This is a genomic window from Acinetobacter legionensis, assembly GCF_048552295.1.
Lineage (GTDB): Bacteria > Pseudomonadota > Gammaproteobacteria > Pseudomonadales > Moraxellaceae > Acinetobacter.
The window spans coordinates 1-26,498 of record NZ_JBIMCW010000009.1 but is presented as its reverse complement, the minus strand read 5'-3'; the positions used below and the strand labels follow the sequence as shown (position 1 = coordinate 26,498).

Here is a 26,498-nt window from a genome sequence, read left to right as displayed (position 1 = left end):
CGTTTTACATGGCTGATTCAAAAATTTTAATGACTTGAGCATCAGTTGCTTTACGTGGATTGGTCAACATACAGGCATCTTTTTGCGCATTTGAGGTCATCACTGCATGATCTTCCGCTTTGACACCCAGTTCAGCTAAGCCAGAAGGGATACCAATAGATGAAGATAACTCACGAATTGCATCAATCGCAGCAAAGGCAGCCTCAGTAACGGTTAAACCCTCAGTATTGACACCCATTAATTGGGCAATTTTTGCATAACGGTCTGGGCAGGCAATTAAGTTAAACTCACACACATGCGGTAATAGAATTGCATTACATACGCCGTGTGGAAGATTATAGAAGCCACCTAATTGATGAGCCATTGCATGTACATAGCCTAAAGACGCATTGTTAAATGCCATACCTGCTAAATATTGTGCATATGCCATTGCATCACGTGCTTCAAGATTTTCGCCATTGGCAACAGCAGGGCTTAACCATTCGCTAATCATTGAAATGGCTTTTTCTGCACATGCATCAGTAATTGGGTTTGCAGCAGTTGAAACATAAGCTTCTACAGCATGAGTTAAAGCATCCATACCCGTTGCAGCAGTTAAAGCAGCAGGTTTTGCAATCATAAGTTTAGGATCATCAATTGCAACAAGCGGTGTACAACGCCAATCAACAATTGCCATTTTTACATGGGTATCAGTATTGGTGATAATACAGAAACGAGTCATTTCGGAAGCAGTTCCTGCTGTCGTATTGATTGCGACAAGCGGTGTCATTTGGACTTTACTTTGATCAATCCCTTCATAATCACGAATATGACCGCCACCTGCGGTAACTAAGCCGATTCCTTTTGCACAGTCATGAGAAGAGCCACCGCCTAAAGACACAATAAAGTCACAACCATTATTGTTGTATTCGTTTACGCCATTATGTACGTTAATGTCTGTCGGGTTTGGTTCCGCCCCAGGAAAAATATGACTGTCTACCCCAGCATCTTTAAGATATCCAACAATAATGTCTGCAACACCAAATTTGAATAAGCCGGCATCAGTGACGATGAGGGCTTTTTTTGCCCCTAAATTTTGTGCTTTAGCACCGACTTCTTTGGCACAACCTGGACCAAAAAGTGAGACGCAAGGGATGTAAAAACCGTTTGTTTGATCTGCTATATTTTTAAAAGCCATGGTGCGATTCCTTCTACCATTGTTATTTCATCATTCCAGAAAGGTGATGTTCACCTTGAGGTTGAGTATCTGTTTTGAGGGCTAGATTGAATACCTACTAAACACCTACCAAACTTTAATAATGCAAACCTTAAACTAAGTATTTGATATTTTTATTTAAAATAAAGTAGTGAAGTTTTTCTTTATAATTTTTAAGGTGAAAATTATATTTGAACGTGAGTTTTGATTAAAAAGTACAAAAAGCTATTTTGTTGGGTGTTTTTTGCTCTAACAATTCATTTTATTTTTAAAAAGTGAATCGTTGAGTTTAATTTCGGGCATACATTTTAAAATCCATCAAAATAGAATGAATTATCAATTTATGAGAATGTGTATTGATAATTAAAAAGTTAAAATTATGTGAAAAATTTGATATTTATATAATAGTTCAGCATGGGCTTAAATAGACTTTTTAAATATACCTTTACTGTTAAATTATGCTAAATGATAAAAATAAAACAATGATATATATCATTAATAAGTATCATAAAAAATTTAAAAATAAAATTACCTATATTTTTTACGGCTGAGTGAAAATGCTATTGATCAGAATTTTATACATAAAGATTGTTTTTTATGTATGTTTTTTAAACAGGTTGCCACGGTTCGGTAATCTCATATTTTAAGGATAAAAAATGAAAAAAATATTAACGTTAAAAAATATTGTCATAACAAGTTCATTGTTCGCGATTACCAGCATGAGTTTTGCGGGGGAGTATAAACGCTTTTCAGTATCTGCAGGTTGGTTACATGTTATGCCTCAGGGAAAAGCCAATCCCTTTAATATTAATACCAGTGTTAAAAATGGTACTAACGCAACAGTCGGAAGTATCTCTACAACCAGTTTTTTAAACTCAGTTGATCCTAATGCTATGGGGGAAGACTTAGGCGGAGTACCATTTAATCAGAAAGAGGTTTTAACTGAATTTCTCAATGATGCATTTATGCAAACCCTATTGACCGATGGTAAGGGTAATATTTTGCCAGAGGTCGCAGGAATAGCAAATATTCATGGCTTGGAAAATTGGCAAGCTAAGGGAACAGGGCTTGAAGTCGATGATGTAGATACCCTTGGTATGATGTTAAATTATTACATTAACGACAATGTTTCTTTGCAACTCATTGGTGGAATTCCTCCAAAAGTTGATATTAAAGGTAAAGGGGAAATCTTGGCACCCCTCACCGGATTAGCCACCTCGCCAAGTGACCTAGTCGGAATTTTATTTCCAGATGGTATAGATTTAAACCAAGCAATTCCAATCACCAATTTAGGCAACAAATCTAAAGCAGCTTCAGTCCGTGCATGGACACCAGCGCTTGAAGCGCAATATCAGTTTGGTCAGTCTGGTGTCAATAAATTGCGTCCATATATTGGGGTAGGGGTGATGTACTCTCATTTTACTGATATTAAATTGAACTCACAGATCAAAAGTGATCTGGTCGCAGCGGGACACATGATTCAAAACGTTTTAGATGGAAAAGCAGGGGCTGCGTTGGATGGCAAACCTTCCAGTGCAAATCCTTATGTAAGGGTTAAAACGACTGATGCAATTGCACCTATTGTAAGTCTGGGTGCTACTTATGATATTAATGAAAACTGGTTTGGTGTGGCTTCTGTTTCTTATGCCAAGCTCAACAATCAGGCTAAGATTGATGTTGTTGATGCCAAGACTGGTAAGCGACTGATTAATTCCACGACAAAAGTTGATATAGATCCATTGATTACTTATGTTGGTGTAGGGTATCGCTTCTAAAATCAACACTATTTTCCCTAAGAATAGTGAAGATTTTAAATGGTTAGCTTCGGCTAACCATTTTTTATGTTGAGCAGAATGGTCTATGCAATTTTTTTTAGCTAGATGTAGATTGATGAGCAATAAAAAAGCATCCTAAATGGATGCTTTTTTGAGAGTATTGTACAAATCAGAGAATTTATTTCTCTACGATTGCAGTTACACCTTGACCACCAGCAGCACAAATCGAAATAAGTACACGACCTGAACCTTTTTGATTAACCAATTTTGCAGCAGTTGCCAAAATGCGACCACCTGTTGCTGCAAATGGATGACCAGCAGCTAAAGAAGAACCTTTAACATTGAGTTTGCTACGGTCAATTGAGCCCAATGGTGCATCTAGCCCTAAACGTTCTTTACAGAACTTAGGATCTTCCCATGCTTTTAAGGTAGAAAGAACTTGTGATGCAAAAGCTTCATGAATCTCATAGTAGTCGAAGTCTTGAAGCTTAATACCTGCACGAGCCAACATACGTGGAACAGCATAAGCAGGCGCCATCAATAAACCTTCTTTCTTATTCACAAAATCTACCGCAGCAGTTTCAGTGAATGTTAAGTAGGCAAGGACTTCATGACCATTTGCTTTAGCCCATTCTTCAGAGGCTAATAGAACAACTGAAGCACCGTCTGTAAGTGGGGTAGAGTTACCTGCAGTCATTGTTGCAGTATCACCTTTACCAAATGCAGGTTTAAGCTTAGCCAATTTTTCAACTGAAGAATCAGGACGCAAATTATTGTCTTTGTCTAGACCCATAAACGGCGTGATCAAATCATCGAAGAAGCCTTCATCATATGCTTTGGCCATTTTTTGATGTGAAGATGCAGCAAGTTCATCTTGAGCTTCACGCGGAATACCCCATTCTAAAGCAGTAATCGCTTGGTGATCACCCATAGATAAACCAGTACGAGGTTCACCATTTTTTGGTGCATCCATCAAGTCTTTAACATTGATTTTAGCTAAAGCTTTTAAACGGTCTTTACCTGTTTTTGCAATGTTTAATTCAAGCAATGCTTTACGTAAGCCGTCACCAAATGCGATTGGTGCATCAGAGGTAGTATCTACACCACCAGCAATACCCACTTCAATTTGGCCTAATGCAATTTTGTTTGCAACAAGGAAAGCTGCTTGTAAGCCAGTACCACATGCTTGTTGAATATCATAAGCAGGGGTTTCAGGCGCAAGTTGAGTATTTAAAACACATTCACGTGTCATGTTGAAATCACGGCTATGTTTTAGAACTGCACCAGCAACCACTTCACCTAAACGTTGACCTTGAAGGTTAAAACGTTCAATTAAACCGTTTAAAGACGCAGTAAGCATGTCAATGTTTGACGCTCGGAAATAAGGGCCATTTGAACGTGCAAAAGGAATACGGTTACCGCCAATAATTGCTACGCGACGTACAGTGTTTTGACTCATAATTTTATCCTGCTGACCAGAAGTTTGAGTTTTAGAAGATGAAGATGTTGTAACTTTTTTTGCCGTCGATGCAGTTGCTTTGCTACGTGAAGCAGTTGCTGGTGCACGAGTCGGTTTTTTAGTCGTGTTGGCTGCATTGGCATTTGTAGAATTTGTGTTGCTACTTTTACTCGTACGAGTACGAGGTTTTGATGTATTTGACACAGTTTCTTGTACAGTGCTTTCAGCGTTCGAATTTTCTTGAGTTGTTTTGCTCATAAGGCTTTTCCAAGCATGTTCGCAATATTCTTAGGGCTTACATTAACATAATTGGCTATGACTCGAATTGACTATAATGACATTTGCATATTCTTTCAGGTCAAGTCATCATTTTGGCAACTCAAGTATGATTTAACTGAAACTTATGGGTCATAGAGATGATAGCGTTGTTGACGATTCCTCTAAGCCTTGCGTGAAGAATAACGCAAGGCATTTAAGAAAGCGCAACACAGCTAAATATCTGAGATTATACTGAAGTTAAAAGATAGCTTAAGCCCATACAAAATTAATTTGATGAGAGATAAGAAACATGTCTGACCAATACCAAGCATTTGCTAAATCTCCAATTGGTAAATTTGTCATAAAAAATTTAGGTTTACCATCACCAATCCAGCTAGACCGCTTTGAGTCAGCCACTCCTGTCGTTAAAGGTGCTGTATTATTTGGTGCAGCGCCAAATAGTCATTTTACTAGTGAAGTTGCGCAGGTTCTTAGTAATATTCATGCCAATACTTATGCAGGGAATAATGCTGAGTTACAACAAGCTGCTGCAAAATCTGGTTTGAATGTGGGTGCTTTTAATGAAGGTGATAAAGAATCAAAATTCAAAGCAGTGGTATTTGATGCATCAGGTATCCAAAATTCAGAACAATTACATGAGCTACACAAGTTTTTTAATCCTGTTGCCCGTCAAATTGCAACATCAGGTCGTGTAATTATTATTGGTTTAACACCGGAAACTGCACCAACGATTAAACAAGCGATTGCACAACGTGCAATAGAAGGATTTGTTAAATCGGTTGGTAAAGAGTTTAAGAAAGGAATTGCTGCAGATCTTATTCTGGTTGATGCAGATGCTGCACAAAACTTAGAATCGAGTTTACGTTTTGCAATTTCTCCTCGTTCAGCATATGTATCGGGCCAAGTAATTCGTGTGTCTAAAGGTGATGTGATTGATATTGACTGGGCAAAACCGCTTGCTGGCAAAACTGCATTAGTAACAGGTGCAAGCCGTGGTATTGGTGAAGCGATTGCACATGTATTGGCACGTGATGGTGCACATGTAATTTGTTTGGATGTGCCACCACAACAAGCAGACCTTGACCGTGTTGCAAGTGAAATCGGTGGTTCTACACTTGCAATTGATATCACTGCTGCTGATGCTGGTGAAAAAATCAAAGCTGCGGCAGCTCAACAAGGTGGTTTAGATATCATCGTACATAATGCGGGTATTACACGTGACAAAACTTTGGCAAATATGAAGCCAGAGATGTGGGATCTGGTGATTAATATCAACTTATCTGCTGCTGAACGTATTAACGATTATTTATTGTCAAATGATGGTTTAAATGCAAATGGTCGTATCGTTTGCGTATCTTCAATTTCAGGTATTGCTGGTAACTTAGGTCAAACCAACTATGCGGCATCAAAAGCAGGTGTCATTGGCTTGGTGAAATTTACTGCGCCTGTGTTAAAAAATGGTATTACCATTAATGCTGTAGCGCCAGGTTTCATTGAAACTCAAATGACCGCGGCAATTCCATTTGCAATTCGTGAAGCGGGTCGTCGTATGAACTCAATGAGTCAAGGTGGATTACCTGTTGATGTTGCTGAAACAATTGCTTTATTTGCATCTTCAGCATCTACAGGATTAAATGGTAATGTTGTGCGTGTTTGTGGTCAAAGCTTATTGGGTGCATAATCACGCATAAGTGAAATCCTGTTTCGTTTAGGGGATTACCGCGAAGAGATTATTTGTGTATTTAAATAACGCTTTCGCTGGCTTTCTCTTGAACGAAATCAGGATGTTTAAGCTGTATCATCCGTTAATTTCCAACTGAAATGTTGGATTTTTTAAATGTTGAATAAGAATTAATTTTTCAAAGGTCCAGTATGAATACTCGCCATTTTAGTCAACTTCCTAAGCCATATTTAGCTTATCCAAAAGTGATTCAGGGTTTAATTTTTAAAAAGCCAAAAGGTGAAAAAGTTCTACCGCAAGTTGAATATGTGGTTGATTCATTCAAAATTGATCCAAATCATTTAAAAGCATATAACGAAGTGTGTGGCTTTAAAAATAATGGGTATATTCCCGCGATTTATTTAGCTGTTTTATCGCAAAGTTTACAAATGCATATGATGACCTCTGAAGCATTTCCTTTTGCAATCTTAGGCTTGGTGCATATTCGCAATCAAATTAAGCAAACACGTAAAATTGGGGTCAATGAACAGCTGACTTTATCTTGTCAATTTGGTGAGCTAAAGCCCCATGATAAAGGGGTTCAGTTCGACTTCATCACAACAGCCAAAGTTGGCGGTGACGTGGTCATGCAAGGATTAACCACCTATCTAGCACGTCAAAAAACCGATGGTTCAGTTACAGAAAAACCAAAAGATAAAAAAGAACCAAATTATCAAGTTCAGGCGGTTTGGGAAGTTTCTGAAAATACTGGTCGTCGTTATGCTATGACATCAGGTGACTTTAACTTGATTCATATCCATGCATTAACTGCAAAAGCATTTGGTTTTAAACAAGCGATTGCTCATGGGATGTGGAGCAAGGCGCGCGTTCTCGCTGGGCTTAAATTACCAGAAGCTTATGAAGTCGATGTATTGTTTAAATTGCCGATGTATTTACCTTCAACAGTAGAATTTTTAACTGTACAAGATGGTACAACAACTGACTTTTTGATTCGTAATCAAAAATCACAAAAACCTCATGTTTCTGGTGTGGTTAACGCTTTATAAGATAAAATATAAAGCCTGAGTCGAGATGATTCAGGCTTTTTTAATTAAAAAAGTTATGATTAAAAAAATAGGATAGGGCAATGAGCAGTTTAACGGACATTATTTTTGCGAGTACGAAAAATTATCAGGGCTATGTGGATGAGCGTTTTCATGATCTCGCTGTTCAATTTAGTCGTTTGCAGGATGGTCGTAGCGAAAATGGTGGTGCTGCTTTAACTGTTTATTTTCAAAATGAAAAAGTTGTCGATATATATACGGGTAAAAAATCAAAAACTGAGCAATGGAATGAGCGAACCTTGTCGGTTTGTTATTCCACAGGGAAAGGTGTACTGGCCACACTCGCACATATTTTAGTGAGTGAAGGTTTCTTAGACTACGATACGCCTATAGTCAATTTTTGGCCTGAATTTGCTCAAAATGGTAAAGAGAAAATGACACTGCGTCATATTTTAAGCCATCAAAGTGGCTTATACGATATTCGCAATATTGTTGCTGGTGCAGTTGAAATGGCAGATTGGCAGCATATGCTCAAGGTCATGGAGCAGGCCACACCTCGTTTTGCTGTAGGAACTGATATTGCATATCAGGCATTAACATTTGGCTGGTTGGTGGGTGGTGTTTTAGAGAAAGCAACGCATCAATCTTTAACACAGTTAATGCAGAAGTATTTGGTTGAACCCCTACAACTTGATGGTGCCTATTTTGGTGTGCCTGAATCTGAGTTAAATCGTGTGGCGCGTTTAATTCAAAAAGCAGTGCCAGTACAAAAAACAGAAACAAAATCCAGTAAGAGCAAAGCTAAGAAGCATCATAAAACGTCATTTTCAGATAAATTGGTTGAATTAACCGGACAAAATCCGCAAGATTTTTTAGATGCTATGGTACCGAAAGGGATGCGTGATTTTAGTTTCTTTAGTGACCAAGGGCTTCAAGCGATTATTCCAGCGGCCAATGGTGTATTTAGCGCCAATAGTCTTGCAAAAGTTTATGCCATGATGGCAAATAAAGGGGTTTGGGAAGGAAAAGTTTTAATTCGCCCTGAAATATTTACAGAGTTAAGTCAGATCCAATCGATTAAACGAGATCGCGTGATGCCAATTCCTATGAAATGGCGTTTAGGCTACCATCGTGTGATTAGTATGGGTAAACGTGCTAAGCAAGGCTTTGGACATATTGGATATAATGGCTCTGGGGCGTGGTGTGATCCGCAACGAGGGCTTAGTTTTGCCTATACTCATAATTTTGCCATTGGTTCAATCACAGGCGATTATCGTCTTTGGGGACTGACCCAAGAAACATTACGTTGCGCTGATGGTTTACTTAAGGGAAGTAAAGGCTGGTTTTAAATATTAAGATCAAAGCGATTGAAATTTCATAGAAGGTTAGATGGCTGAGTCTTATAGTGCAAAAGAATTAAAAATAAGGACTTTATACAGCGGCATGTAGATCCATCTATATTTTCTTAGGCAAGTAACTCCATTTTTAAGATGGTTTCGACATGATGTTTAAACGAGTGTTGGTCTAGACCTTTTAAGCCAAGTTGATAGATTCCTTCTAAACCACAAACAAAAGCAATCAGCCGCCAAGCAATGTCTTGGCTACTGCTGGCTGTAGCAATTTTAAATTCTTGTTGGGCGATGCCATGTTCAATCGCTGTAACCAAGGCAACATGCCATTGTTCCATCGTAATATTATAAGCTTTTTTAATTTCAGGATCTTGATCGATTAAAATCTCAGCTTCATTCCAGAGTCGTAAATAGGGTTGCGTTAGTTCAATATTTTCAAAGCCTAGCAAGAGAGATAAACGCTCAAAACTACTATCGGTTTTAATTTGATCTTCTACTTCATTGAGTTGATCCATCAATTCAATAAAAACTTCTGCCTTTAAATGCGAACTTGATTCAAAGTGATGATGTACTTGTCCTGTTGAAACTTGTGCTTCTGCGGCAATACGGCGCACAGTTAATCCATTCAATCCATCTTGTAGTGCAACACGCTTTGCTGCATCCAAAATCATAGTACGACGCTGTTCTCGGTTTAAATAATTCATCACTTTTAATACAACAAAATTTACAAAACAAATATTAAACAAAGTTGGACGTTTGTTCAAGTCTGCTTATAATGATGAAACTTGAACAAGCGTCCAACTTTAATTAGGTGTGTTATGTACCGCAATTGGGTGATTTTGGCAATCATCGTTTTAATTTATTTACCGGTTTCAATTGATGCAACGGTTTTGCATGTTGCCATCCCAACATTGAGTGCTGCTTTATCACTATCCAGTAATGAAATGCTCTGGGTGATTGATATTTATTCACTGATCATGGCAGGCTTGATTTTGCCCATGGGGGCATTGGGGGATCGTATTGGCTTTAAACGTCTGATGCTGATTGGTGCTGGTATTTTTGGTGTGGCTTCTCTCATGGCTGCTTTTGCGAGTTCAGCCTATATGTTGATTGCGGCAAGAGCATTTCTTGGTGTAGGTGCTGCCATGATTTTACCTGCAACCTTGGCAGGTGTTCGCAATACCTTTTTAGATGAAAAACAACGTAATTATGCTTTAGGTATTTGGGGAACTGTCGGTGGTGGTGGAGCCGCTTTTGGTCCACTGTTGGGTGGTTTTATTCTGGAACATTTTTCATGGGGAACCGTGTTCCTGATTAACGTGCCAATTATTATTTTGGTCTTGGTATTGACGACATGGCTGGTGCCAAAGCAAGTGGTAGAAACCAAACAACCTTTAAATCTATTACAAGCGCTCACTTTGGTCACTGCAATCTTAATGCTGATTTATTCAATTAAGACCTCTATCTATGCGTTTAGCCTAGGGATGATTTTGATTTTTGTGCTTGGATTGGGATTGTTGGTGGGATTTATCCGCCATCAATTAAAAACAACCCAACCGATGATCGATTTTAGTCTGTTTAAGAATCCTGTGATCTCAACCAGTATTGTGATGGCAATGGTGGCTATGATAGCTTTAGTAGGTTTTGAGCTACTCCTTTCACAAGAATTACAGTTTGTGTATGGATATAGTCCATTGGAAGCAGGTTTGTTTATTTTGCCCTTTATGATCGCTATTAGTATTGGAGGACCTTTTACCAGTATTTTAATGAATCATTATGGTTTACGACCTGTTGCAACTATTGGGATGCTGATGTGTGCCTTATGTTTCTTTGGCTTGGCCATGACCAATTTTGATATCGATTATATTCAAGCTTGGGTTTGGATGGTGTTGATGGGAATCAGTGTTGAAATCGCGTTATTATCTTCCACGGCAGCTATTATGTCTGCTGTACCTCCACAAAAAGCAACGGCTGCTGGTGCAATTGAAGGCATGGCGTATGAGTTAGGTGCAGGTCTTGGGATTGCGATTTTTGGACTGTTGCTGTCTATATTTTATGCGCATTCAATTGTCTTGCCTGAGCATTTACCGCTGAATATCGCAGCTCAAGCAAGTTCTTCTATTGGTGAGGCATTATTGTTGACCAAGCAGTTAGAACCTGCATTGATGCAACAGGTAAAACAAGCAGCTTTTGAAGCGTTTATTCATTCACATAGTAAAGTCTTGGGCATTTCGGGTCTGATGTTTCTGGTTTTATCTGTATTTGTTTGGCGTGCTTTACCTGCAAAGAAACAGATTACTGTCTAGAATATTGCGCATGATTTAAATTATGCGCTTGTTTTTATATTTGTAGTCAAGCAACTAATTGTTTATACAAGTGATTTTTATGTAGCCATTGATCTGAAATGAAGCTTTTATTTTGGTATGAACTTTTAGAAACTATTTATTGCTTATCAATTCATTTTTGAAACTTTTGAATTATAGATGGTTGTCCTACCGTGGGGCGACAGGGATGTCGCCGTTAGGCGGGGGTATATGAGCAAAAATAAAGCACTGCTTTGTTTGTAGCGCAAGAGTGAGGCATAGCCTACGCAAAGCTATTTAAACCTTGAATGTAAGGTGTGGCATTGCAGGCTTTTTTATAATCAAAAAATTTTTCCATATAATTGATTTAATTAAAAATATTGATTAAGAGAAATTCTATTCTTGTATCTGAGTTTTTGACAGGTTGACTATAGGTTTTACGGTGTAAAATAAAAGTTTGGAGAAGCGATTGAAAAACTATAGCAGCCCAAAATGTGATTTGTTTAACACTGCCACGTCAGTGTTTTTTAAAGTAAAATTAGCTATTGTGTGTTTTTAAATCTATTTAAGCGATAGATAAACTTTATATTGTAGAGCACAGTGTCAAATTAGAAGAAATTGATCGAATTATCTCTAATAAAAAATAACTCTACAGTTCTTCATTCACTAATCAGTAAAAAAACAGTATCCTTAGACCTGTAACTAGGAGCTTCCATGTATCAGGTACTTGCACGTAAATATCGCCCACGTAACTTTAATGAATTGGTCGGACAGAATCACGTTTCACGTGCACTGACCAGTGCGTTAGATCGTGGACGTTTACACCATGCCTATTTATTTACTGGAACACGTGGGGTGGGGAAAACCACGATTGCTCGAATTTTAGCGAAATGTTTAAATTGTGAAACAGGGGTAACCTCTACACCTTGTGAAGTTTGCGCAACTTGTAAGGCGGTAAATGAAGGGCGCTTTATTGACCTGATTGAAATCGATGCTGCTTCACGGACAAAAGTTGAAGACACACGTGAGTTGCTCGACAATGTACCTTATGCACCGACCCAAGGTCGATTTAAGGTATATTTGATCGATGAGGTACATATGCTGTCGACGCATTCCTTTAATGCGTTATTGAAAACATTAGAAGAACCGCCTGAACATGTAAAATTTTTATTTGCGACCACAGATCCACAAAAATTACCAATTACGGTGATTTCACGTTGCTTGCAATTTACTTTACGTCCATTGGCTGTAGATGAAATTACCCATCACCTTACAGACATTTTAAATAAAGAAGAAATTGCATCAGAGCAAGATGCGATTTGGCAAATTGCTGAATCTGCCCAAGGTTCGTTACGTGATGCATTGTCTTTAACTGACCAAGCAATTGCTTATGGTCAAGGCGCAATTCATCATCAAGATGTCAAAGAAATGCTAGGTTTGATTGATAGAACCATCATTTATGATTTGATCTTGGCAATTCATCAAAATCAAAATGCACAGGTTAGTCAGTTATTGCTACAATTTAGGCAACAGGCTTTAGATGTTTCACTGGTTTTAGATCAGTTTATTTCAACTTTGCATGAGTTGGCGATGTTGCAATATTTGCCTGATTTAAGTCTAAAATACAGTGCTGAAATTAATCAAAAAATTATGCAGTTATCAAAAATTGTCTCTGCACAAGATTTACAGCTTTATTATCAAATTGCCTGTAAAGGTCGAGCGGAGCTACAACTTGCAGTAACACAAGAGCAAGGCTTTGAAATGACAGTATTGCGTTTACTGGCATTTAGACCGATGCAAATCAATGAAATTGTAGTCTCTCAAGCTGAACAACCACAAAACAATCAAAATATCGCTCAAGTTGCTGTGTCACAGCAACCGCATCAAGCATCTGTTCAAGCCGGGATTATTCAAGAAGCGCAAATTCAGCAAGCACAGATTCAACAAGAACCAGCTCATCAACAGCAGGCTCAGCAAGCACCTGTTGAAAAAAATAATGAACAACAAAATGCTGCTTTGAATGTAATTCCGCGACCAGAAAGTTACGCGCCATTAACAGAAGTACAGCAACCACAGGTTGAGATCAATTCGCAGCGTGTAGTGAATGATTTAGATCCAGCTTTTGACGAAATAGAAGAGCTGCAAACTCAACAGCAAAGCGTTGATCATGAACGGAGTAGTGATGACAACTTGGATGACTTTGCTGAGGAAGTACAACAAAGCGCTGTAGTTGAATCAACTGTTCATAATAATCAAAATATTGAAGCGCAGTCGCCAACTGTTCAAGAGAAAATTGCAGTAGAAAATGCTGAACCAAGTTTAACTTTATTTGGTGCTGATTTGAGTCAACCGAAAAATTCTACGTCTCAGTCTAGTTTAAATAAAGATGTATTTTTTTTAGCACCTGAGAATCAGGATCAAAATGTTGAAATTGATTTAGTTGAGCCTATTCATTCTCAAACAGATACTCCAGCTCAAGTTTCTAATATTATCCCTGAAATAGAACCAGGATCTTCTGGTGAGCAACAAACGCCGCAACAGATACTTGCCTTAAAATTACAGGTCTTAGAAGGTGAGTGGACAGTTGAAAAATGGGAGTATTGGTTTAGAAACAGCTCACTTTCTCCAGCTGTTCAAGAACTTGCACAGCATGGGTTAATGACAGGGGATGTGAATGGTCAATCTATTTTTCAAATTTCACAAAAATATGAAAAATTACTGAACCAAGCACAACATGATCTTGAGGCAAAATTAAAACAGCAGTGGCCGAATACTTTATTTACAGTGCAATACGGTGAAGTTGAGTCGACCACACCCTATATGATGCAAAACGAGCGTAAGCTTCGAGCTTATGATCGTGCGAATGAAATGCTTGAAAAAGAACCTTTGGTCAAAAGTTTAATTGAAGCATTGGATGGGAAGTTGGAAAATATTCAGCTCAAAGCTTAAATTTTAAAAATCATTTAGATTAAATATCATTTTAAATAAGCTCAATTTCACTGGAATTGGGCATGTTTTTATTTGCCGAAATTTAAGGAATATTCACAATTCCTTTCTGCCTGTGCCAAGATAAATCATTTTAAAATCTCATCAGGTTCTCAATTTATATAAGAATTTTAATTCAAATTATGATGATCAATCTGGCATTTATAGACGTTGTTATGCTGAAAATCACTTGTTTTAAATATTTTTATGGTTATAATTGCGGCAACTTTAATTAGCGGAGACCCTAAGTGGCAAATTGTTCATCGAGGCGCTGTAGTTTATATACAGCCATTATTCGTATCTGAGCAAGAGAGCACTGCCTTTAGGAAAGCTGTCTTGCAATGAGACAGTTATAATCTGATTTTAAACTACATCCCCATTTTGACGTGAAGCAGCTCAATTTTGACTTTAATTAGTTCAATTTTGGCTTGTTTTTGTGCGCACTTAGATTCATACCGCCTCAGCAATGAGGATTACGGATGGTAATCAATCAACTTTGTATGATAGAAACAGCACTGATTACAGGCTGTTTTTTATTACTTATTATTCATAAATCAGCATATGCAGATCCTGTATTAATCACAGATGATGCAACTGTTGCTGATCTATATACCTGTCATTTTGAAAGTAATATAAACTTTTATAAACATCAGGAGGTTAACTCCAGTTTTTCTCCAATATGCGGTATTGCCAAAAATTTGGAATTAAGCTTTCAATTGGATGATCATCTTCAAAATAAGAATCGTCATGATGTGATATCAGCTCAATTCAAACGGAATTTGAAAGCGGTGGAATCGAATAGTTGGGGCGCGGCTGTATCCCTAACAATAAGCCGAAATATGTATGGTGATAACCACTCCAGTTGGAAAGTGAATCTGCCCGTAACGTATTTATTACTGGATGATCGTTTATTTTTAAATGGCAATATCTCCTATGAACATCAGGGTAATACTCAGTATGTTTTAGCTGCAATTTCAAGCAATTATTGGATCACTGCTAAAACCTCTCTCAGTGCAGAAATCTTTAATCAAGATCATCAGTCTGTATTTTTTCAAACCGCATTTGGTTATGAGTTGATTCAAGATTTTGTCAGGGTCCAAGTGGCTTATGCAGATCGATTTGACCACCATCATGATCGCTGGTTTGGGCTGGGAGCTGAGTTGCTCACCAATTTTAAGCTCATAAAAAAATCATCTAATTCAATTCCTGTTCAATAGGAAGAAATCTTTATTGCCAAAAAAGGAGAACACTATGCTTCATAATCTATGGCAACGTTTATTTTCTAATTTCATCAAAAAATATCATATTCAACATTTATTTGAACGTCATCGTTCATTTAAAGAATTACATCAAGCAAGTTATGCCAGTGAAATTAGTAAAAAAATTTCACAAAGTTTGATCAATGCTTCCTATGAACTTTCAGACCAATTGCTCAATCATTTAAATACAACAGAGCATGGTCTGTCAGCAAAACAGGTTGAACAACGACAAGAACAATTTGGATTAAATGAGCTTGCGCATGAAAAACCACTGCCATGGTGGAAGCATCTTTGGTATGCCTATCGCAATCCATTTAATATTTTACTTACAATTTTGGCTCTGGTGGCTTTCTTTACTGACGATATAGAAGGCACAATCATTATTACATCCATGGTTGTACTTTCTACTGTGTTGCGCTATTGGCAAGAGTTTAAGTCAAATAAAGCGGCCGCTGCATTAAAAGCCATGGTGAGTAATACAGCTACCGTGATTCGTCAAGTAGATTGGGATGATCCAGATTTTGAAACCATGCAAAATGACTTAGATCAAGGATCTCAACAGATTGAACTTACCATCCAAGATTTGGTCCCTGGCGACATTATTTTATTGTCTGCTGGTGATATGATCCCAGCAGATTGTCGAATTATCTTTGCAAAAGATCTCTTTGTTTCGCAAGCGTCGATGACGGGTGAATCTATTCCTGTAGAAAAGTTTGCTGATCAAAAAGATCACACTCTGCAAAATGCATTGGAACTGGAAAATATTGTTTTTATGGGAACTAATATTGTGTCGGGTTCTGCAAAAGCGGTGGTGGTAAATACTGGCACACAAACCTATTTTGGGGCATTGGCACACCGAGTATCACATGCAGATCGTGCAACGACCTCATTTCAAATGGGCGTAAATAAAGTCAGTTGGTTATTGATTCGATTTATGTTGATCATGGCGCCAATTGTATTATTTATCAATGGGTTTACCAAAGGTGATTGGGGTGAAGCATTGCTGTTTGCTTTATCTGTTGCTGTGGGTTTAACACCTGAAATGTTACCGATGATCGTGACCTCAACATTGGCCAAAGGTGCAGTATTCTTATCTCGTAAAAAAGTTATCGTTAAACGTTTAGATGCGATTCAAAATTTCGGTGCAATGGATGTTTTATGTACAGATAAAACAGGTACATTGACTGAGGATAAAATTTGTTTATCACAACATGTCGATGTAAATGGCAAGTCATCACAACGTGTACTGGTACAGGCGTACTTAAATAGCTATTACCAAAGAGGGCTGAAAAATTTACTGGATGCTGCAATCTTGGACCATGCTGCACAAGACTTGCAAGATCTAAATTTTAAATTTAAGAAGCTGGATGAAGTACCATTTGATTTTGTGCGTCGACGTATGTCAGTAGTGGTCCGCACCTTACAAGGGAATGCACGCATTATCACTAAAGGTGCGGCAGAGGAAATGTTGAAAGTCTGTTCGCATGTAGAGATAAACGACAAGATTGAGCTATTAACGCCAGAGTATCTTGAAGCTATTCAAGAAAAAATACGCCAATTTAATCTTGAAGGTCTACGTGTTATTGCCATCGCATATCGAGATTTTAATGGTAGATCAGATCACTTTTCTGTCGCAGATGAAAATAATTTGATTTTAACTGGATATCTTACTTTCTTGGATCCTCCTAAAAAATCTGCTGCACCTGCTCTAGCTCAATTGGCAGCCCATGGCGTCAATGTCAAAGTGCTTACAGGTGATAATGAGTTTGTTACTCAAAAAGTCTGCGAAGAACTTGGGTTGGATTGTGAACATGTACTTTTAGGTGGGCATGTTGAGAATATGACTGACGAAGAACTAAAATTTGCAGTTGAATATACTCAAGTATTTGCCAAATTAAGCCCAGTTCACAAAGAACGTATTGTGATGCAGCTGAAAGAGAATGGACATGTGGTTGGATTCTTAGGAGATGGTATCAATGACGCGGCGGCTATACGCAGTGCTGATATTGGAATTTCGGTGGATACAGCAGTGGATATTGCCAAAGAGTCAGCAGATTTAATTTTACTTGAAAAAAGTTTAATGGTGCTTGAAGAAGGCGTGCTAGAGGGACGACGTACATTTGCCAATATGTTGAAATATATCAAAATGACGGCAAGTTCAAATTTTGGTAATGTTTTTTCGGTATTAGTAGCGAGTGCTTTTATTCCGTTTTTACCGATGCTACCAATTCATTTGCTTATACAGAACTTACTTTATGATGTATCACAAATCGCCATTCCATTTGACAATGTTGATGATGAGTTGATCGAGAAACCGCAAAGCTGGAAACCAAATGAAATTGGGCGTTTCATGATTTTCTTTGGACCGCTTAGTTCGATTTTTGATATTTTGACTTTTGCACTCATGTGGTTTGTATTTCATGCAAATTCGCCAGAACAGCAAACCTTGTTTCAATCAGGCTGGTTTGTGGTCGGGCTACTGACACAAACGTTAATTGTACATATGATTCGTACGGAAAAAATACCCTTTATTCAAAGTCGTGCAGCGATGCCTTTGCTGGTCATGACCTTGGTCATTGTGGCTGTTGGTATTTTCTTACCAATGGGGCCTTTTGCTGAGTATTTAAAACTACAAGCTTTACCATTAAGTTATTTCTTATTTTTACCATTAATCTTGCTTGGTTACATACTGGTTGTCCAACTGATGAAAAAAATTTACATCCGTCGTTACGGTTGGTAATGGAGAACACCAATGCAACTCCAATTCATGCAACATCTAGAATTAGCGAATATGTTAGATTCTTTGATTAGTTTACTTGGCGCTTTTATTTTAGGAGGATTGATCGGGTTTGAGCGACAGTATAGACAACGTACTGCAGGTTTAAGAACCAATGTGTTGGTTGCACTTGGCGCTGCTATATTTGTTGATATTGCCAATAACTTAACAGGTGCTGATGGCTCGGTACGTGTGATTGCTTATGTGGTTTCTGGCATTGGATTTCTTGGCGCAGGGGTAATTATGCGTCAAGAAGGGAATATTCAAGGACTTAACACTGCTGCAACCTTATGGTGTTCTGCTGCCGTCGGTGCTGCGGCAGGCTGTGACCGTTTGGTGGAAGCAATATTGGCGACGATATTTATTTTGGCAGCCAATACTTTATTGCGTCCTATTGGGCACATTATCGACCGTAAGCCTTTAAATGTTGATTCGGAAATGCAACATGAAATTTATGTGGTTTGTCAAAAAGAGCACAGTAAATATGTTATGGATGAGCTGAATAAAGCTTTAAAGCGTTATCATTTTCCAGCCAAAGATTTTGATGTAGAACCTTTTGGTGAGCAAGATGTGGAAATTAAAGCGATTTTGATTGCGAATTCCGTTGAGGAAAAAGAAATTCAGCCCATTATTGAAATGTTAAATCAAATGTCAGAAGTGAGTCAGGCTTTTTGGGATCAAAATACGCTCGCTTGAAATGATAGTTTATTTTGAGGATGTTGGGGATGAGTTTTTTAAGAATTAATTTTGTCTTAAATGATATAAAGTGAACTCGACTTATCTTTAACTGATTGAGAACAATGATCTTGACAGTGTCTTACTGAGCTTTCATTCAATTTCAGGGTCAGCCTGCGGCATGCCCTACTTTTTTTCGGAGGGAGGAGCTAAGCTTCGCATGGACAAGCATCTTGCAAAGTCTTGCTCCTCACCGCAAAAATCGTCGACAACCAGCTACACATTCAATAAATCGTAGAAAGAAGACTTTATGAATGAAGTCCTGCCTCAGACTATTACGGATGACGTTTCTGAGTAGCATATTTAATCAAGAACCTATATTGAACTCAGATTATATAGTTTTGCAAAGAATCTCGCATTTTTTGTGGAATCGGGGTGCTTTTTTTTGTTTCACGTTCTACAAAAACATGGATAAAGTGACCTTGTGCTGAAGCATCATTTTTACCTTGTTTGAAAATTGCCAGATCATAACTAAGTGATGTATTTCCAATTTTTGTAATCGCTACACCAACTTCAATAATTTCAGGGTAGGTGAGTTCTTCTAGAAAATGGCAAGAAGAATTTACCACCAAACCAATGATGGGTGAATGATGTATGTCAAAGTCTGCTTTGTGGATCAATAGCGCATTTGCAGCAGTATCAAAATAGCTATAATAGGTCACATTATTGACATGTCCATAAATATCATTGTCCGCCCAACGTGTTTGGATGGGTAAGATAAAGGGATATTGGCTGCGTAATTTTATTTCTGGTTTCATTTTGATTGATTCATTTCTATAGATTAAATATTTAGAATATTTTCGCTGTCAATCACGAAGTCAATTCTTTATATGGTTTTATAAACAAGTAACTTTATAGATGAATTTTGCATTTTTTTACAAGTGTTTTGGTTAAAACATTCACGATCAAGTTTGGGCAATAAAAAAGCTCATTAAGTATAACTTAATGAGCTTTTCAAATTTACAACTGATTCAGTTCAAATTGATTAGAAACGATAACCAAGACCTAAATAAGTCACGATTGGTTTAATTTCAATGCTGCTTTGGCCTGAAATTAAAGTTGTTGGTCCGCCTAACGTTGTACCATTTACATTTAATTTTGCTTTTGTTGTCAGATGCGCATATGAAACAGAAGCAGTTGCATACCAATTTTTATTGATATTGAAATCTGCACCTAGAATTGCAACAGGAGCAAACGCATCATCAACTTTAACTTTACCTAGTTCAGGTCTAAACGCGCCGATAGGTGAAGCTTTTAATGCATCATTGATTGCTGGATCAGTCTCAACATTTGAGAAATGAGCATACATCAAGCCAGCACCCACATAAGGGCGGATCTTGTTATTGATTGAACCAAAGTGATAACGAGCTGAAAGCGTTGGTGTATAAGCATCTGTTGTTGCAGCTTTATCAAATTTATTCAAATCAACTACAGTTAGGCCATGAACTTTAATGCTACCTTGACCAGCAAGTTCCATTTCAGGAGGAGCACCTAAAGTTAATTCAAGTGAAACGTTATCATTGACAAAATAATCAAGCATCAAGCCTGCAGTATCTGCATTTTGTACTTCAAAACCTGCATCAGGGTTATTAGCTTGTATATTTGCCAGAGGTCCTAAGAAAGGACTATTACCAGTTTTACCATTGACGCCTTGTCCTTTACTTTGAGGCATAACATGCAACCAACCAGCAGAAACACCAAAAGTCTTACCATCTGAAGTTGCTGCGTGAGTAACGTTGCTTAATCCAAATGCTGCTAATGGCAGAATCGCTAATGTAAGTTTTTTCATAAAATGATTTTCCAATACTATCAGTTGTCTTAATTTTCCGATTAAGATCCGGCGCGATTTTAGAGTAATTATTTTAAAAATTAAATAAAAATTAAATAAAAACTCATTACTAGGCAGTCATAAAAATAGTCATCTAATAGAGTATTTTTTTGAAAATTAATGAATTTTAAATTTTTTCATTAAAAAAACTTTAAGTTTAATTGATTAAAAAATATAACAAACATTATAAGTCACGTTGATTTTTCACATATTAAGAATAATCAACTTCAACTTTAAAGTAGTTTTTGCGTGGTTACATTTTGAGTTGAAATGTAGTCAAATTGATGAGATATACCCTATGTGCATACTATGGTTTATGTTTGTATAAGTTATATAGAAGATATTTGAAAATAAAACACGAAGATGAAATATACTAACTTATCTCAATGTTTTATTTAGAAATTTATTTAATGTATGACTTCGTAAATGAATACTGATAACTTTTAATAAATCGTTTGATAAATTTTTAACGCATCTAAGTGGCTTAGCGGTCTTGGATTATTTTGTAAAAGACGTGTCTGAAGCATTGCATCGGATGCCAATCTGTCGAGTTGGTGTTCTTGTACATTTAAATCTCGTAACTTCAAAGCCAACCCACTGTGATCCAAATGTCTCTGCATATGATCAATAAATAAATCACACAAGCCGTCTGTGCTACCTTTACTATATGGATCAATCCATTGCATTAATTCTGCGTAATGTATTTTTGCTTCAGGCGCATTGAATTTTAAAATTTCCAATAAAACTAAAGCATTGGTATGTCCATGTGATAAATGAAAATGACCGCCCAACGGATAAGCTAAAGCGTGAACAGCACCTACTGGAGCATTGGCAAAAGCTTGTCCTGCAAGCATAGAGCCAAGTAACATATTCTGACGAGCTTCTAAATTTGTACCATCAGTTAATACTAATTTTAAATTTTTATTTAAAAGTTTAAGTGCTTGTTTAGCAAGCATGTCTGCATAAAAATTCTTTTTAATTTTAGAAGTATAGGCTTCAATTGCATGCACCATAGCATCGATACCTGTTGCTGCTGTGATATGTGCAGGTAAGCCTGAGGTAAAGGTTGCATCTAAAATTGCGACATCTGCATATAAAATTGGAGAAACAATTCCAGTTTTGGTTGTTTCACCTGTCGTGACAATAGAAATGGGCGTTACTTCAGAGCCTGTGCCTGCTGTGGTTGGAATAAGAATTAAAGGAAGGCGAGGGCCTTTGACATTATTAACCCCATAGATTTCCTGAATACTTTGTGATTGCTTTGGATTTGCCAATATCGCAATGAGTTTGGCAACATCCATAGAGCTACCACCACCGAAGCCAATAACCACATCTACTTGATTGTCTTTGGCGAATTTAACTGCCGATAAAACAATTTGCTCTGCTGGATCTGCCTGTACATCGGCATAAATTTCATAGGTTAAATTGCATTGCGCTAAAATTTTTAATAGCGGCAAATGCAATGCGTGTTGAATCATGCCTGCATCTGTCACAATTAATGCTTTGTGGTATTGATTGCCTAATACTGTACTGAGTTCTTGGATTGATCCTAAACCTGAAATAATATTGGCTACAGTTTGGAATTGAAAATGACTCATATGTATTATCCTTAATCTATCATCACAAATTAAACATTATTGTTTTAAGGTTCTATAGGATTCGCCTGCTAAATAACTTAACATAAGACTTTATAAAAGAAATGATCATTTGAGGTTGTTATGTCATCCAAAATGCCATACAAAGTTTTATGTGTGTGCTTAGGAAATATTTGTCGCTCACCCACAGCAGAGGTGGTTTTACGACACTATTGTGATGAAAAACGATTAAATGTAATTGTGGATTCAGCTGGAACGAGCAATTATCATCCAAATAAATCACCCGATAGTCGTAGTCAAAAACATGCAATAAAAAGAGGCTATGATCTTTCTAGCTTACGTGCTAGACAATTAAAAATACAAGACTTTTTAGAGTTTGATTTGATTCTTGCCATGGATCATGAAAATCTTGCGGATATACAGCATTTGTATAACCAAGCCAGTAGCCAATTTGGTCTTGCTCAAATTAAAGCTAAAATTGCTTTAATGAGTGAGCACGATTGTATTTATCCACAACAGGCGCTTCCAGATCCTTATTATGGTGAAGCTGATGGATTTGAACGTGTACTTGATCAGTGTGAATCAAGTAGTTCGGCTTGGGTACATGTGTTTCAACAACAGTTTTAATGCACGTGATTGAAATATTTTTAGGAAATAAATTTAAGTTATGAATATTGAATCACAGGTTCAACTCAAACCTTTCAATACATTGAGTTTGAGCTCGATTGCATCACATTATGTCAAAATACAATCTATTGTAGATCTTCAGCAAGCATTACAGTTTTCTAAAGCACATGATTTAAACGTTTTACTGCTTTCAGGTGGTAGTAATATAATGTTGCCTGAACATATCCATGCGCTTGTTGTTGCTATAGATATACAAGGTGTTGAATTTTTAAGCGAAGATGCAAGAAGCAAAACAATCAAGGTGGGTGCTGGGAAAGTTTGGCATGATTTTGTGTTGTGGACGACCACACAACAGCTTTATGGTTTACAAAACCTGGCTTTAATTCCTGGTTTAGTCGGCGCATCGCCTGTGCAAAATATTGGCGCGTATGGTGTGGAAGTCGGTGAATTTATTCAATCTGTGGAAGTCTATGATCGTCTATCAGCACAAACTCTTTCAATTCAAGCACGAGATTGCCAGTTTTCTTATCGACACAGTATTTTTAAAGATAATCCAGATCGTTATGTCATTACCCATGTAATTTTTAAATTACTTAAACATGCTGATTTAAAAGTAAATTATGGAGATTTAAAAAATGCGATGATGGGAGATATGAGTGCTGAAAACTTACAAAAGCAAGTGATTCAGATTCGTCAAAGTAAGCTCCCGAACCCGAATGAATACCCAAACGTGGGAAGTTTCTTTAAAAATCCAATTATTAAGCAACAAGAGTTTTCACAATTAATTGCAAAATTCCCTAATATTCCACATTATCCTCAAACAGGGAATCAAGTTAAAATTGCAGCGGGTTGGTTGATTGATCAATCAGGCTGGAAAGGTAAACAGCTTAATCAGGTAGGAATGTTTCATAAACAAGCTTTGGTATTGGTGAATTATGCCGATGCAACACTGAAAGATGTACGCGCAACGTATCAGGCAGTACAAAAAGATGTTTTTGAGAAGTTTGGTGTGCACTTAGAACCTGAACCTGTGCTTTATGATGAATTAGGGTTAATCGAAAACCATTAGATTGAGTAAATATATGGTCAAACCGCATTGGATGGTCAGATTTCTACGAATAATTGCCATATTATTTGTATTGTTCGGCTGTTTGGTCGTTTTTTGGTATACGCCATTTTATTCGACAATGATGGTTAAAATCCTAAATAGTATTGTTCCCGTTGAAGTGAATCGGGTGGCAGCAAAGAGCCAACAAAATGCTGCGCTTTCGGAGGCTGAAAACTTAGAACCTGGTTCTGATTTATGGATTGCTCGACAAGCCTATCTTAAGCTGATGGATGAAGCGATTAAGAGTAAAAATGCACAGGATTTAATCTTACTTCAGTTACGATATAAAGCCTTACAAGAAAAAATTGCTAAAGAGCAAAAAAATGAAGAACTACAACAAAATAAACCCGTAATTCCTTTAGTTTCTGAACGTGCTGCATCAGATGTTGTTGAAAATCAGTCGAGTGATGTTGTTAAAAACTTATTGGATTTAAATAGTGAAGACAATAAAGCACTAATGGATGAATATTTAACATTCTTAAAAAAACATAAAATTGATGAAAAATTACTTCAAGAAAACTCACACACATTGGCAAATGAATTGTCCAGTTCGCAGGTACAAGAAGATCTTGAGAGTTTGCCAACCAAAACCAGTGAACAACCGAAGCCCATCAGTCAGCCTTATGCAATTGTAGTCTTGGGTGGTGGTTTAACTTTAGATAAAAATCAAAAAGATATTATTGTTAATGACTATACTAAGCTAAGACTTGAGACAACCTTGGCCTTAGAAGAAAAAAATAAGCTTCCTATTGTACTCAGCGGTGTAGAAGCGCCCTATATGCAAAAATGGTTGTCTGACCGTGGTGTTCAAGCAAAATTATTAGAAAATAGGAGTATGAACACATGTGAAAATACACGTTTCAGCTCATTACTTTTACAAAAGAAAGGTGGTGCACCCACAGTATTACTAATTACCGATCGTTACCATATGCCTAGAACACGTCGGTTATTTGCATTAAATGGTATAGAAACAATTCCTGTCAATGCACCTATGCCAACTCAATTAACAGCATGGCAGCCTAGCAAACAAAATTATGATCATAGTCGTAGAGCCAATTATGAAACTTTAGCAACAATCCGAGATATGTTGTTTGGTTCGAGTGGCTGTAGAGAGGTGCCTTAATGGCAGATATTCCATTTTTAAATCCAACAATTCTAAAGCAACTCGATTTACCTATACCAAGTCGAGATACAACACCACAACTATTAGAAGCCTTAAACTTAAATCGTGAATATATTCCAAATAAAGAAATAAAATCCTATCAACGTCTTTATGGTTTTGATCAACTGGACTGTTTGCAATGGCAAGGTTTTATTGATATGCCATTGTTTAAATTACATGTGCAAGTATTCAAACCTAATATAGATAAAATAAAGGGCACTGTGTGTTTATTGCACGGTTATTTAGAACATAGTGGTATTTATCAGCCGATTGTGAAAGAAATACTTGAACAAGGGTTTAGTGTGATTACTTATGATTTGCCTGGGCATGGGCTGAGTAATGGTTCTCCTGCAAATATTCAAAATTTTGATCATTACCAACAAGTGTTACATGCGGTCTATCAATATGTAAAAAATGCAGAGCAGCTTCCGAAGCCATGGTTGGGAGTGGGGCAAAGTACAGGTGGTGCAATTTGGATGCATCATTTACTTGAGTATGCACAAAAACGTGAGAATCCAATTGTGGATCGGGTATTACTGCTTTCACCATTAGTACGACCGGCAAAAACAGCGTGGTGGCATAATTCTATTGGTTTAGGAATTATTCGAAGAATTAAAAGAGAAGTCCCTCGTCATTTTAAAAGAAATAATCATAATCCTGAGTTTTTAAGATTTGTACGCCTTAAAGATCCTTTACAGCCCAGAATGATGGGAATGGATTGGATTTTGGCAATGTCTAAGTGGATGTTAGAAATGGAAGCTTTTCCAAAGTGCCGCATTCCAGTTTGGTTGGCCCAAGGCGCACAAGATCAAACTGTAGACTGGAAATATAATATTGATTTTGTACGTCGACAATTTAGATTACAGACCCTATTGATTCTTGAAGAAGGATCGCATCAATTGATTAATGAGCGGGCAGATATACGTGCAGCATTAACGGGATTAATTCCTGCGTTTCTACATGCACAATCTTCTGGTGACTATTTTGAATGATCGATTTAGCTTATTTTTAAGCTGAATTTCTCAAATTGCTTAAAAAATGAGTGAATTATGCGGTTTTTTGAGTATTTAGATTAAAAAACAATCACACAATGCATTTTGTTGAAAATAGGGCTTGCGCTGGTTTAAAATCTGTATAGAATACGCAGCATCCCGACGCGATACAGCAAACGAACTTAGCTTAGAGGGTTAAGTTGTTAAATGTTTATTGCGTCTTATTTATCACTGACGAAGTGGTAAATTAATCATTAAGAGAATATGAAGAACAACTTGTGTGGATTTTTACTGATTGATTGATCGAAATATTATCATTGATTGATTGGTTTAAATTACTCGAAGTT

At 37.2% G+C, this 26,498-nt stretch carries 19 protein-coding genes; 13 read left to right on the top strand and 6 right to left on the bottom strand.

Features of this window, described 5'->3' with window-relative positions; all coding sequences use genetic code 11:
- Positions 1-4: 4 nt before the first annotated feature.
- A complete protein-coding gene (mdh, locus tag ACG916_RS08850; protein WP_419327805.1) occupies positions 5-1,177 on the bottom strand; it encodes an iron-dependent methanol dehydrogenase in 1,173 nt (390 codons plus the stop codon).
- A gap of 674 nt (positions 1,178-1,851) precedes the next feature.
- On the opposite strand from mdh, the gene ACG916_RS08845 reads away from it, so the two are divergent.
- Complete coding sequence (locus ACG916_RS08845; protein ID WP_419327806.1) at positions 1,852-2,970, top strand: OmpW/AlkL family protein; 1,119 nt, start codon at positions 1,852-1,854, stop codon at positions 2,968-2,970.
- 178 nt (positions 2,971-3,148) lie between these two features.
- On the opposite strand, the gene ACG916_RS08840 is transcribed toward ACG916_RS08845, so the two are convergent.
- Positions 3,149-4,687 carry an acetyl-CoA C-acetyltransferase gene (locus ACG916_RS08840; RefSeq protein ID WP_419327807.1) on the bottom strand — a complete coding sequence of 513 codons (1,539 nt, stop codon included), beginning with the start codon at positions 4,685-4,687 and terminating at the stop codon, positions 3,149-3,151.
- Positions 4,688-4,997: 310 nt separating this feature from the next.
- Between ACG916_RS08840 and ACG916_RS08835 the strand changes: the two genes are divergently transcribed.
- The 3 genes from ACG916_RS08835 to ACG916_RS08825 all read left to right on the top strand — a co-directional run bounded on the left by ACG916_RS08835 (position 4,998) and on the right by ACG916_RS08825 (position 8,781).
- On the top strand, positions 4,998-6,389 hold the full coding sequence (locus ACG916_RS08835; RefSeq protein WP_419327808.1) for a 3-oxoacyl-ACP reductase: 1,392 nt from the start codon (positions 4,998-5,000) through the stop codon (positions 6,387-6,389).
- Positions 6,390-6,580: 191 nt separating this feature from the next.
- Complete coding sequence (locus tag ACG916_RS08830; RefSeq protein WP_419327809.1) at positions 6,581-7,435, top strand: MaoC family dehydratase; 855 nt, start codon at positions 6,581-6,583, stop codon at positions 7,433-7,435.
- 80 nt (positions 7,436-7,515) lie between these two features.
- Positions 7,516-8,781: a serine hydrolase domain-containing protein gene (locus ACG916_RS08825; RefSeq protein ID WP_419327810.1), complete on the top strand. Its 1,266-nt coding sequence runs from the start codon at positions 7,516-7,518 to the stop codon at positions 8,779-8,781.
- 116 nt (positions 8,782-8,897) lie between these two features.
- Here ACG916_RS08825 and ACG916_RS08820 read toward each other — a convergent pair whose 3' ends face one another.
- Positions 8,898-9,485, bottom strand: a complete 588-nt coding sequence (locus ACG916_RS08820) for a TetR family transcriptional regulator (protein WP_419327811.1) — start codon at positions 9,483-9,485, stop codon at positions 8,898-8,900.
- Between the two features lie 114 nt (positions 9,486-9,599).
- On the opposite strand from ACG916_RS08820, the gene ACG916_RS08815 reads away from it, so the two are divergent.
- The 5 genes from ACG916_RS08815 (at position 9,600) to ACG916_RS08795 (ending at position 18,800) form a co-directional block, all read left to right on the top strand.
- Positions 9,600-11,087, top strand: a complete 1,488-nt coding sequence (locus ACG916_RS08815) for an MFS transporter (RefSeq protein WP_419330379.1) — start codon at positions 9,600-9,602, stop codon at positions 11,085-11,087.
- 711 nt (positions 11,088-11,798) lie between these two features.
- Complete coding sequence (gene dnaX, locus ACG916_RS08810; protein ID WP_419327813.1) at positions 11,799-14,033, top strand: DNA polymerase III subunit gamma/tau; 2,235 nt, start codon at positions 11,799-11,801, stop codon at positions 14,031-14,033.
- A 515-nt stretch (positions 14,034-14,548) separates the two neighbouring features.
- Positions 14,549-15,286, top strand: coding sequence for a PA4824 family protein (locus tag ACG916_RS08805; RefSeq protein WP_419327814.1), 738 nt, complete (start codon positions 14,549-14,551; stop codon positions 15,284-15,286).
- Positions 15,287-15,320: 34 nt separating this feature from the next.
- Positions 15,321-18,068: a magnesium-translocating P-type ATPase gene (mgtA, locus tag ACG916_RS08800; RefSeq protein WP_419330378.1), complete on the top strand. Its 2,748-nt coding sequence runs from the start codon at positions 15,321-15,323 to the stop codon at positions 18,066-18,068.
- Between the two features lie 12 nt (positions 18,069-18,080).
- Positions 18,081-18,800, top strand: a complete 720-nt coding sequence (locus ACG916_RS08795) for an MgtC/SapB family protein (RefSeq protein WP_419330376.1) — start codon at positions 18,081-18,083, stop codon at positions 18,798-18,800.
- Positions 18,801-19,165: 365 nt separating this feature from the next.
- On the opposite strand, the gene ACG916_RS08790 is transcribed toward ACG916_RS08795, so the two are convergent.
- From ACG916_RS08790 to ACG916_RS08780, 3 genes are all read right to left on the bottom strand, one after another.
- Entirely contained in the window at positions 19,166-19,597 is a 432-nt protein-coding gene (locus ACG916_RS08790; protein WP_336954186.1) for an acyl-CoA thioesterase, read from the bottom strand.
- A gap of 227 nt (positions 19,598-19,824) precedes the next feature.
- Complete coding sequence (locus ACG916_RS08785; RefSeq protein ID WP_336954185.1) at positions 19,825-20,628, bottom strand: OmpW/AlkL family protein; 804 nt, start codon at positions 20,626-20,628, stop codon at positions 19,825-19,827.
- 482 nt (positions 20,629-21,110) lie between these two features.
- Positions 21,111-22,265, bottom strand: a complete 1,155-nt coding sequence (locus ACG916_RS08780; protein ID WP_419327816.1) for an iron-containing alcohol dehydrogenase — start codon at positions 22,263-22,265, stop codon at positions 21,111-21,113.
- A 120-nt stretch (positions 22,266-22,385) separates the two neighbouring features.
- On the opposite strand from ACG916_RS08780, the gene ACG916_RS08775 reads away from it, so the two are divergent.
- Genes ACG916_RS08775 through ACG916_RS08760 form a run of 4 tightly spaced genes read left to right on the top strand, consistent with a single transcriptional unit; the run spans position 22,386 to position 26,151 of the window.
- Complete coding sequence (locus ACG916_RS08775) at positions 22,386-22,889, top strand: low molecular weight protein-tyrosine-phosphatase (protein ID WP_336954182.1); 504 nt, start codon at positions 22,386-22,388, stop codon at positions 22,887-22,889.
- A 40-nt stretch (positions 22,890-22,929) separates the two neighbouring features.
- Positions 22,930-23,958 (top strand): UDP-N-acetylmuramate dehydrogenase, encoded by a 1,029-nt coding sequence (gene murB, locus ACG916_RS08770; RefSeq protein ID WP_336954181.1) that lies wholly within the window; start codon positions 22,930-22,932, stop codon positions 23,956-23,958.
- A 13-nt stretch (positions 23,959-23,971) separates the two neighbouring features.
- Positions 23,972-25,120 carry a YdcF family protein gene (locus tag ACG916_RS08765; RefSeq protein ID WP_336954179.1) on the top strand — a complete coding sequence of 383 codons (1,149 nt, stop codon included), beginning with the start codon at positions 23,972-23,974 and terminating at the stop codon, positions 25,118-25,120.
- Entirely contained in the window at positions 25,120-26,151 is a 1,032-nt protein-coding gene (locus ACG916_RS08760; RefSeq protein WP_336954177.1) for an alpha/beta hydrolase, read from the top strand. Before ACG916_RS08765 ends, ACG916_RS08760 begins: the two co-directional genes overlap by 1 nt.
- Positions 26,152-26,498 lie beyond the last annotated feature (347 nt).

Bases quoted from the DNA above. Each gene is read 5' to 3' on its own strand.
- mdh (WP_419327805.1), bottom strand. From the start codon at position 1,177: ATGGCTTTTAAAAATATAGCAGATCAAACAAACGGTTTTTACATCCCT.
- ACG916_RS08845 (WP_419327806.1), top strand. From the start codon at position 1,852: ATGAAAAAAATATTAACGTTAAAAAATATTGTCATAACAAGTTCATTG.
- ACG916_RS08840 (WP_419327807.1), bottom strand. From the start codon at position 4,687: ATGAGCAAAACAACTCAAGAAAATTCGAACGCTGAAAGCACTGTACAA.
- ACG916_RS08835 (WP_419327808.1), top strand. From the start codon at position 4,998: ATGTCTGACCAATACCAAGCATTTGCTAAATCTCCAATTGGTAAATTT.
- ACG916_RS08830 (WP_419327809.1), top strand. From the start codon at position 6,581: ATGAATACTCGCCATTTTAGTCAACTTCCTAAGCCATATTTAGCTTAT.
- ACG916_RS08825 (WP_419327810.1), top strand. From the start codon at position 7,516: ATGAGCAGTTTAACGGACATTATTTTTGCGAGTACGAAAAATTATCAG.
- ACG916_RS08820 (WP_419327811.1), bottom strand. From the start codon at position 9,485: ATGAATTATTTAAACCGAGAACAGCGTCGTACTATGATTTTGGATGCA.
- ACG916_RS08815 (WP_419330379.1), top strand. From the start codon at position 9,600: ATGTACCGCAATTGGGTGATTTTGGCAATCATCGTTTTAATTTATTTA.
- dnaX (WP_419327813.1), top strand. From the start codon at position 11,799: ATGTATCAGGTACTTGCACGTAAATATCGCCCACGTAACTTTAATGAA.
- ACG916_RS08805 (WP_419327814.1), top strand. From the start codon at position 14,549: ATGGTAATCAATCAACTTTGTATGATAGAAACAGCACTGATTACAGGC.
- mgtA (WP_419330378.1), top strand. From the start codon at position 15,321: ATGCTTCATAATCTATGGCAACGTTTATTTTCTAATTTCATCAAAAAA.
- ACG916_RS08795 (WP_419330376.1), top strand. From the start codon at position 18,081: ATGCAACTCCAATTCATGCAACATCTAGAATTAGCGAATATGTTAGAT.
- ACG916_RS08790 (WP_336954186.1), bottom strand. From the start codon at position 19,597: ATGAAACCAGAAATAAAATTACGCAGCCAATATCCCTTTATCTTACCC.
- ACG916_RS08785 (WP_336954185.1), bottom strand. From the start codon at position 20,628: ATGAAAAAACTTACATTAGCGATTCTGCCATTAGCAGCATTTGGATTA.
- ACG916_RS08780 (WP_419327816.1), bottom strand. From the start codon at position 22,265: ATGAGTCATTTTCAATTCCAAACTGTAGCCAATATTATTTCAGGTTTA.
- ACG916_RS08775 (WP_336954182.1), top strand. From the start codon at position 22,386: ATGTCATCCAAAATGCCATACAAAGTTTTATGTGTGTGCTTAGGAAAT.
- murB (WP_336954181.1), top strand. From the start codon at position 22,930: ATGAATATTGAATCACAGGTTCAACTCAAACCTTTCAATACATTGAGT.
- ACG916_RS08765 (WP_336954179.1), top strand. From the start codon at position 23,972: ATGGTCAAACCGCATTGGATGGTCAGATTTCTACGAATAATTGCCATA.
- ACG916_RS08760 (WP_336954177.1), top strand. From the start codon at position 25,120: ATGGCAGATATTCCATTTTTAAATCCAACAATTCTAAAGCAACTCGAT.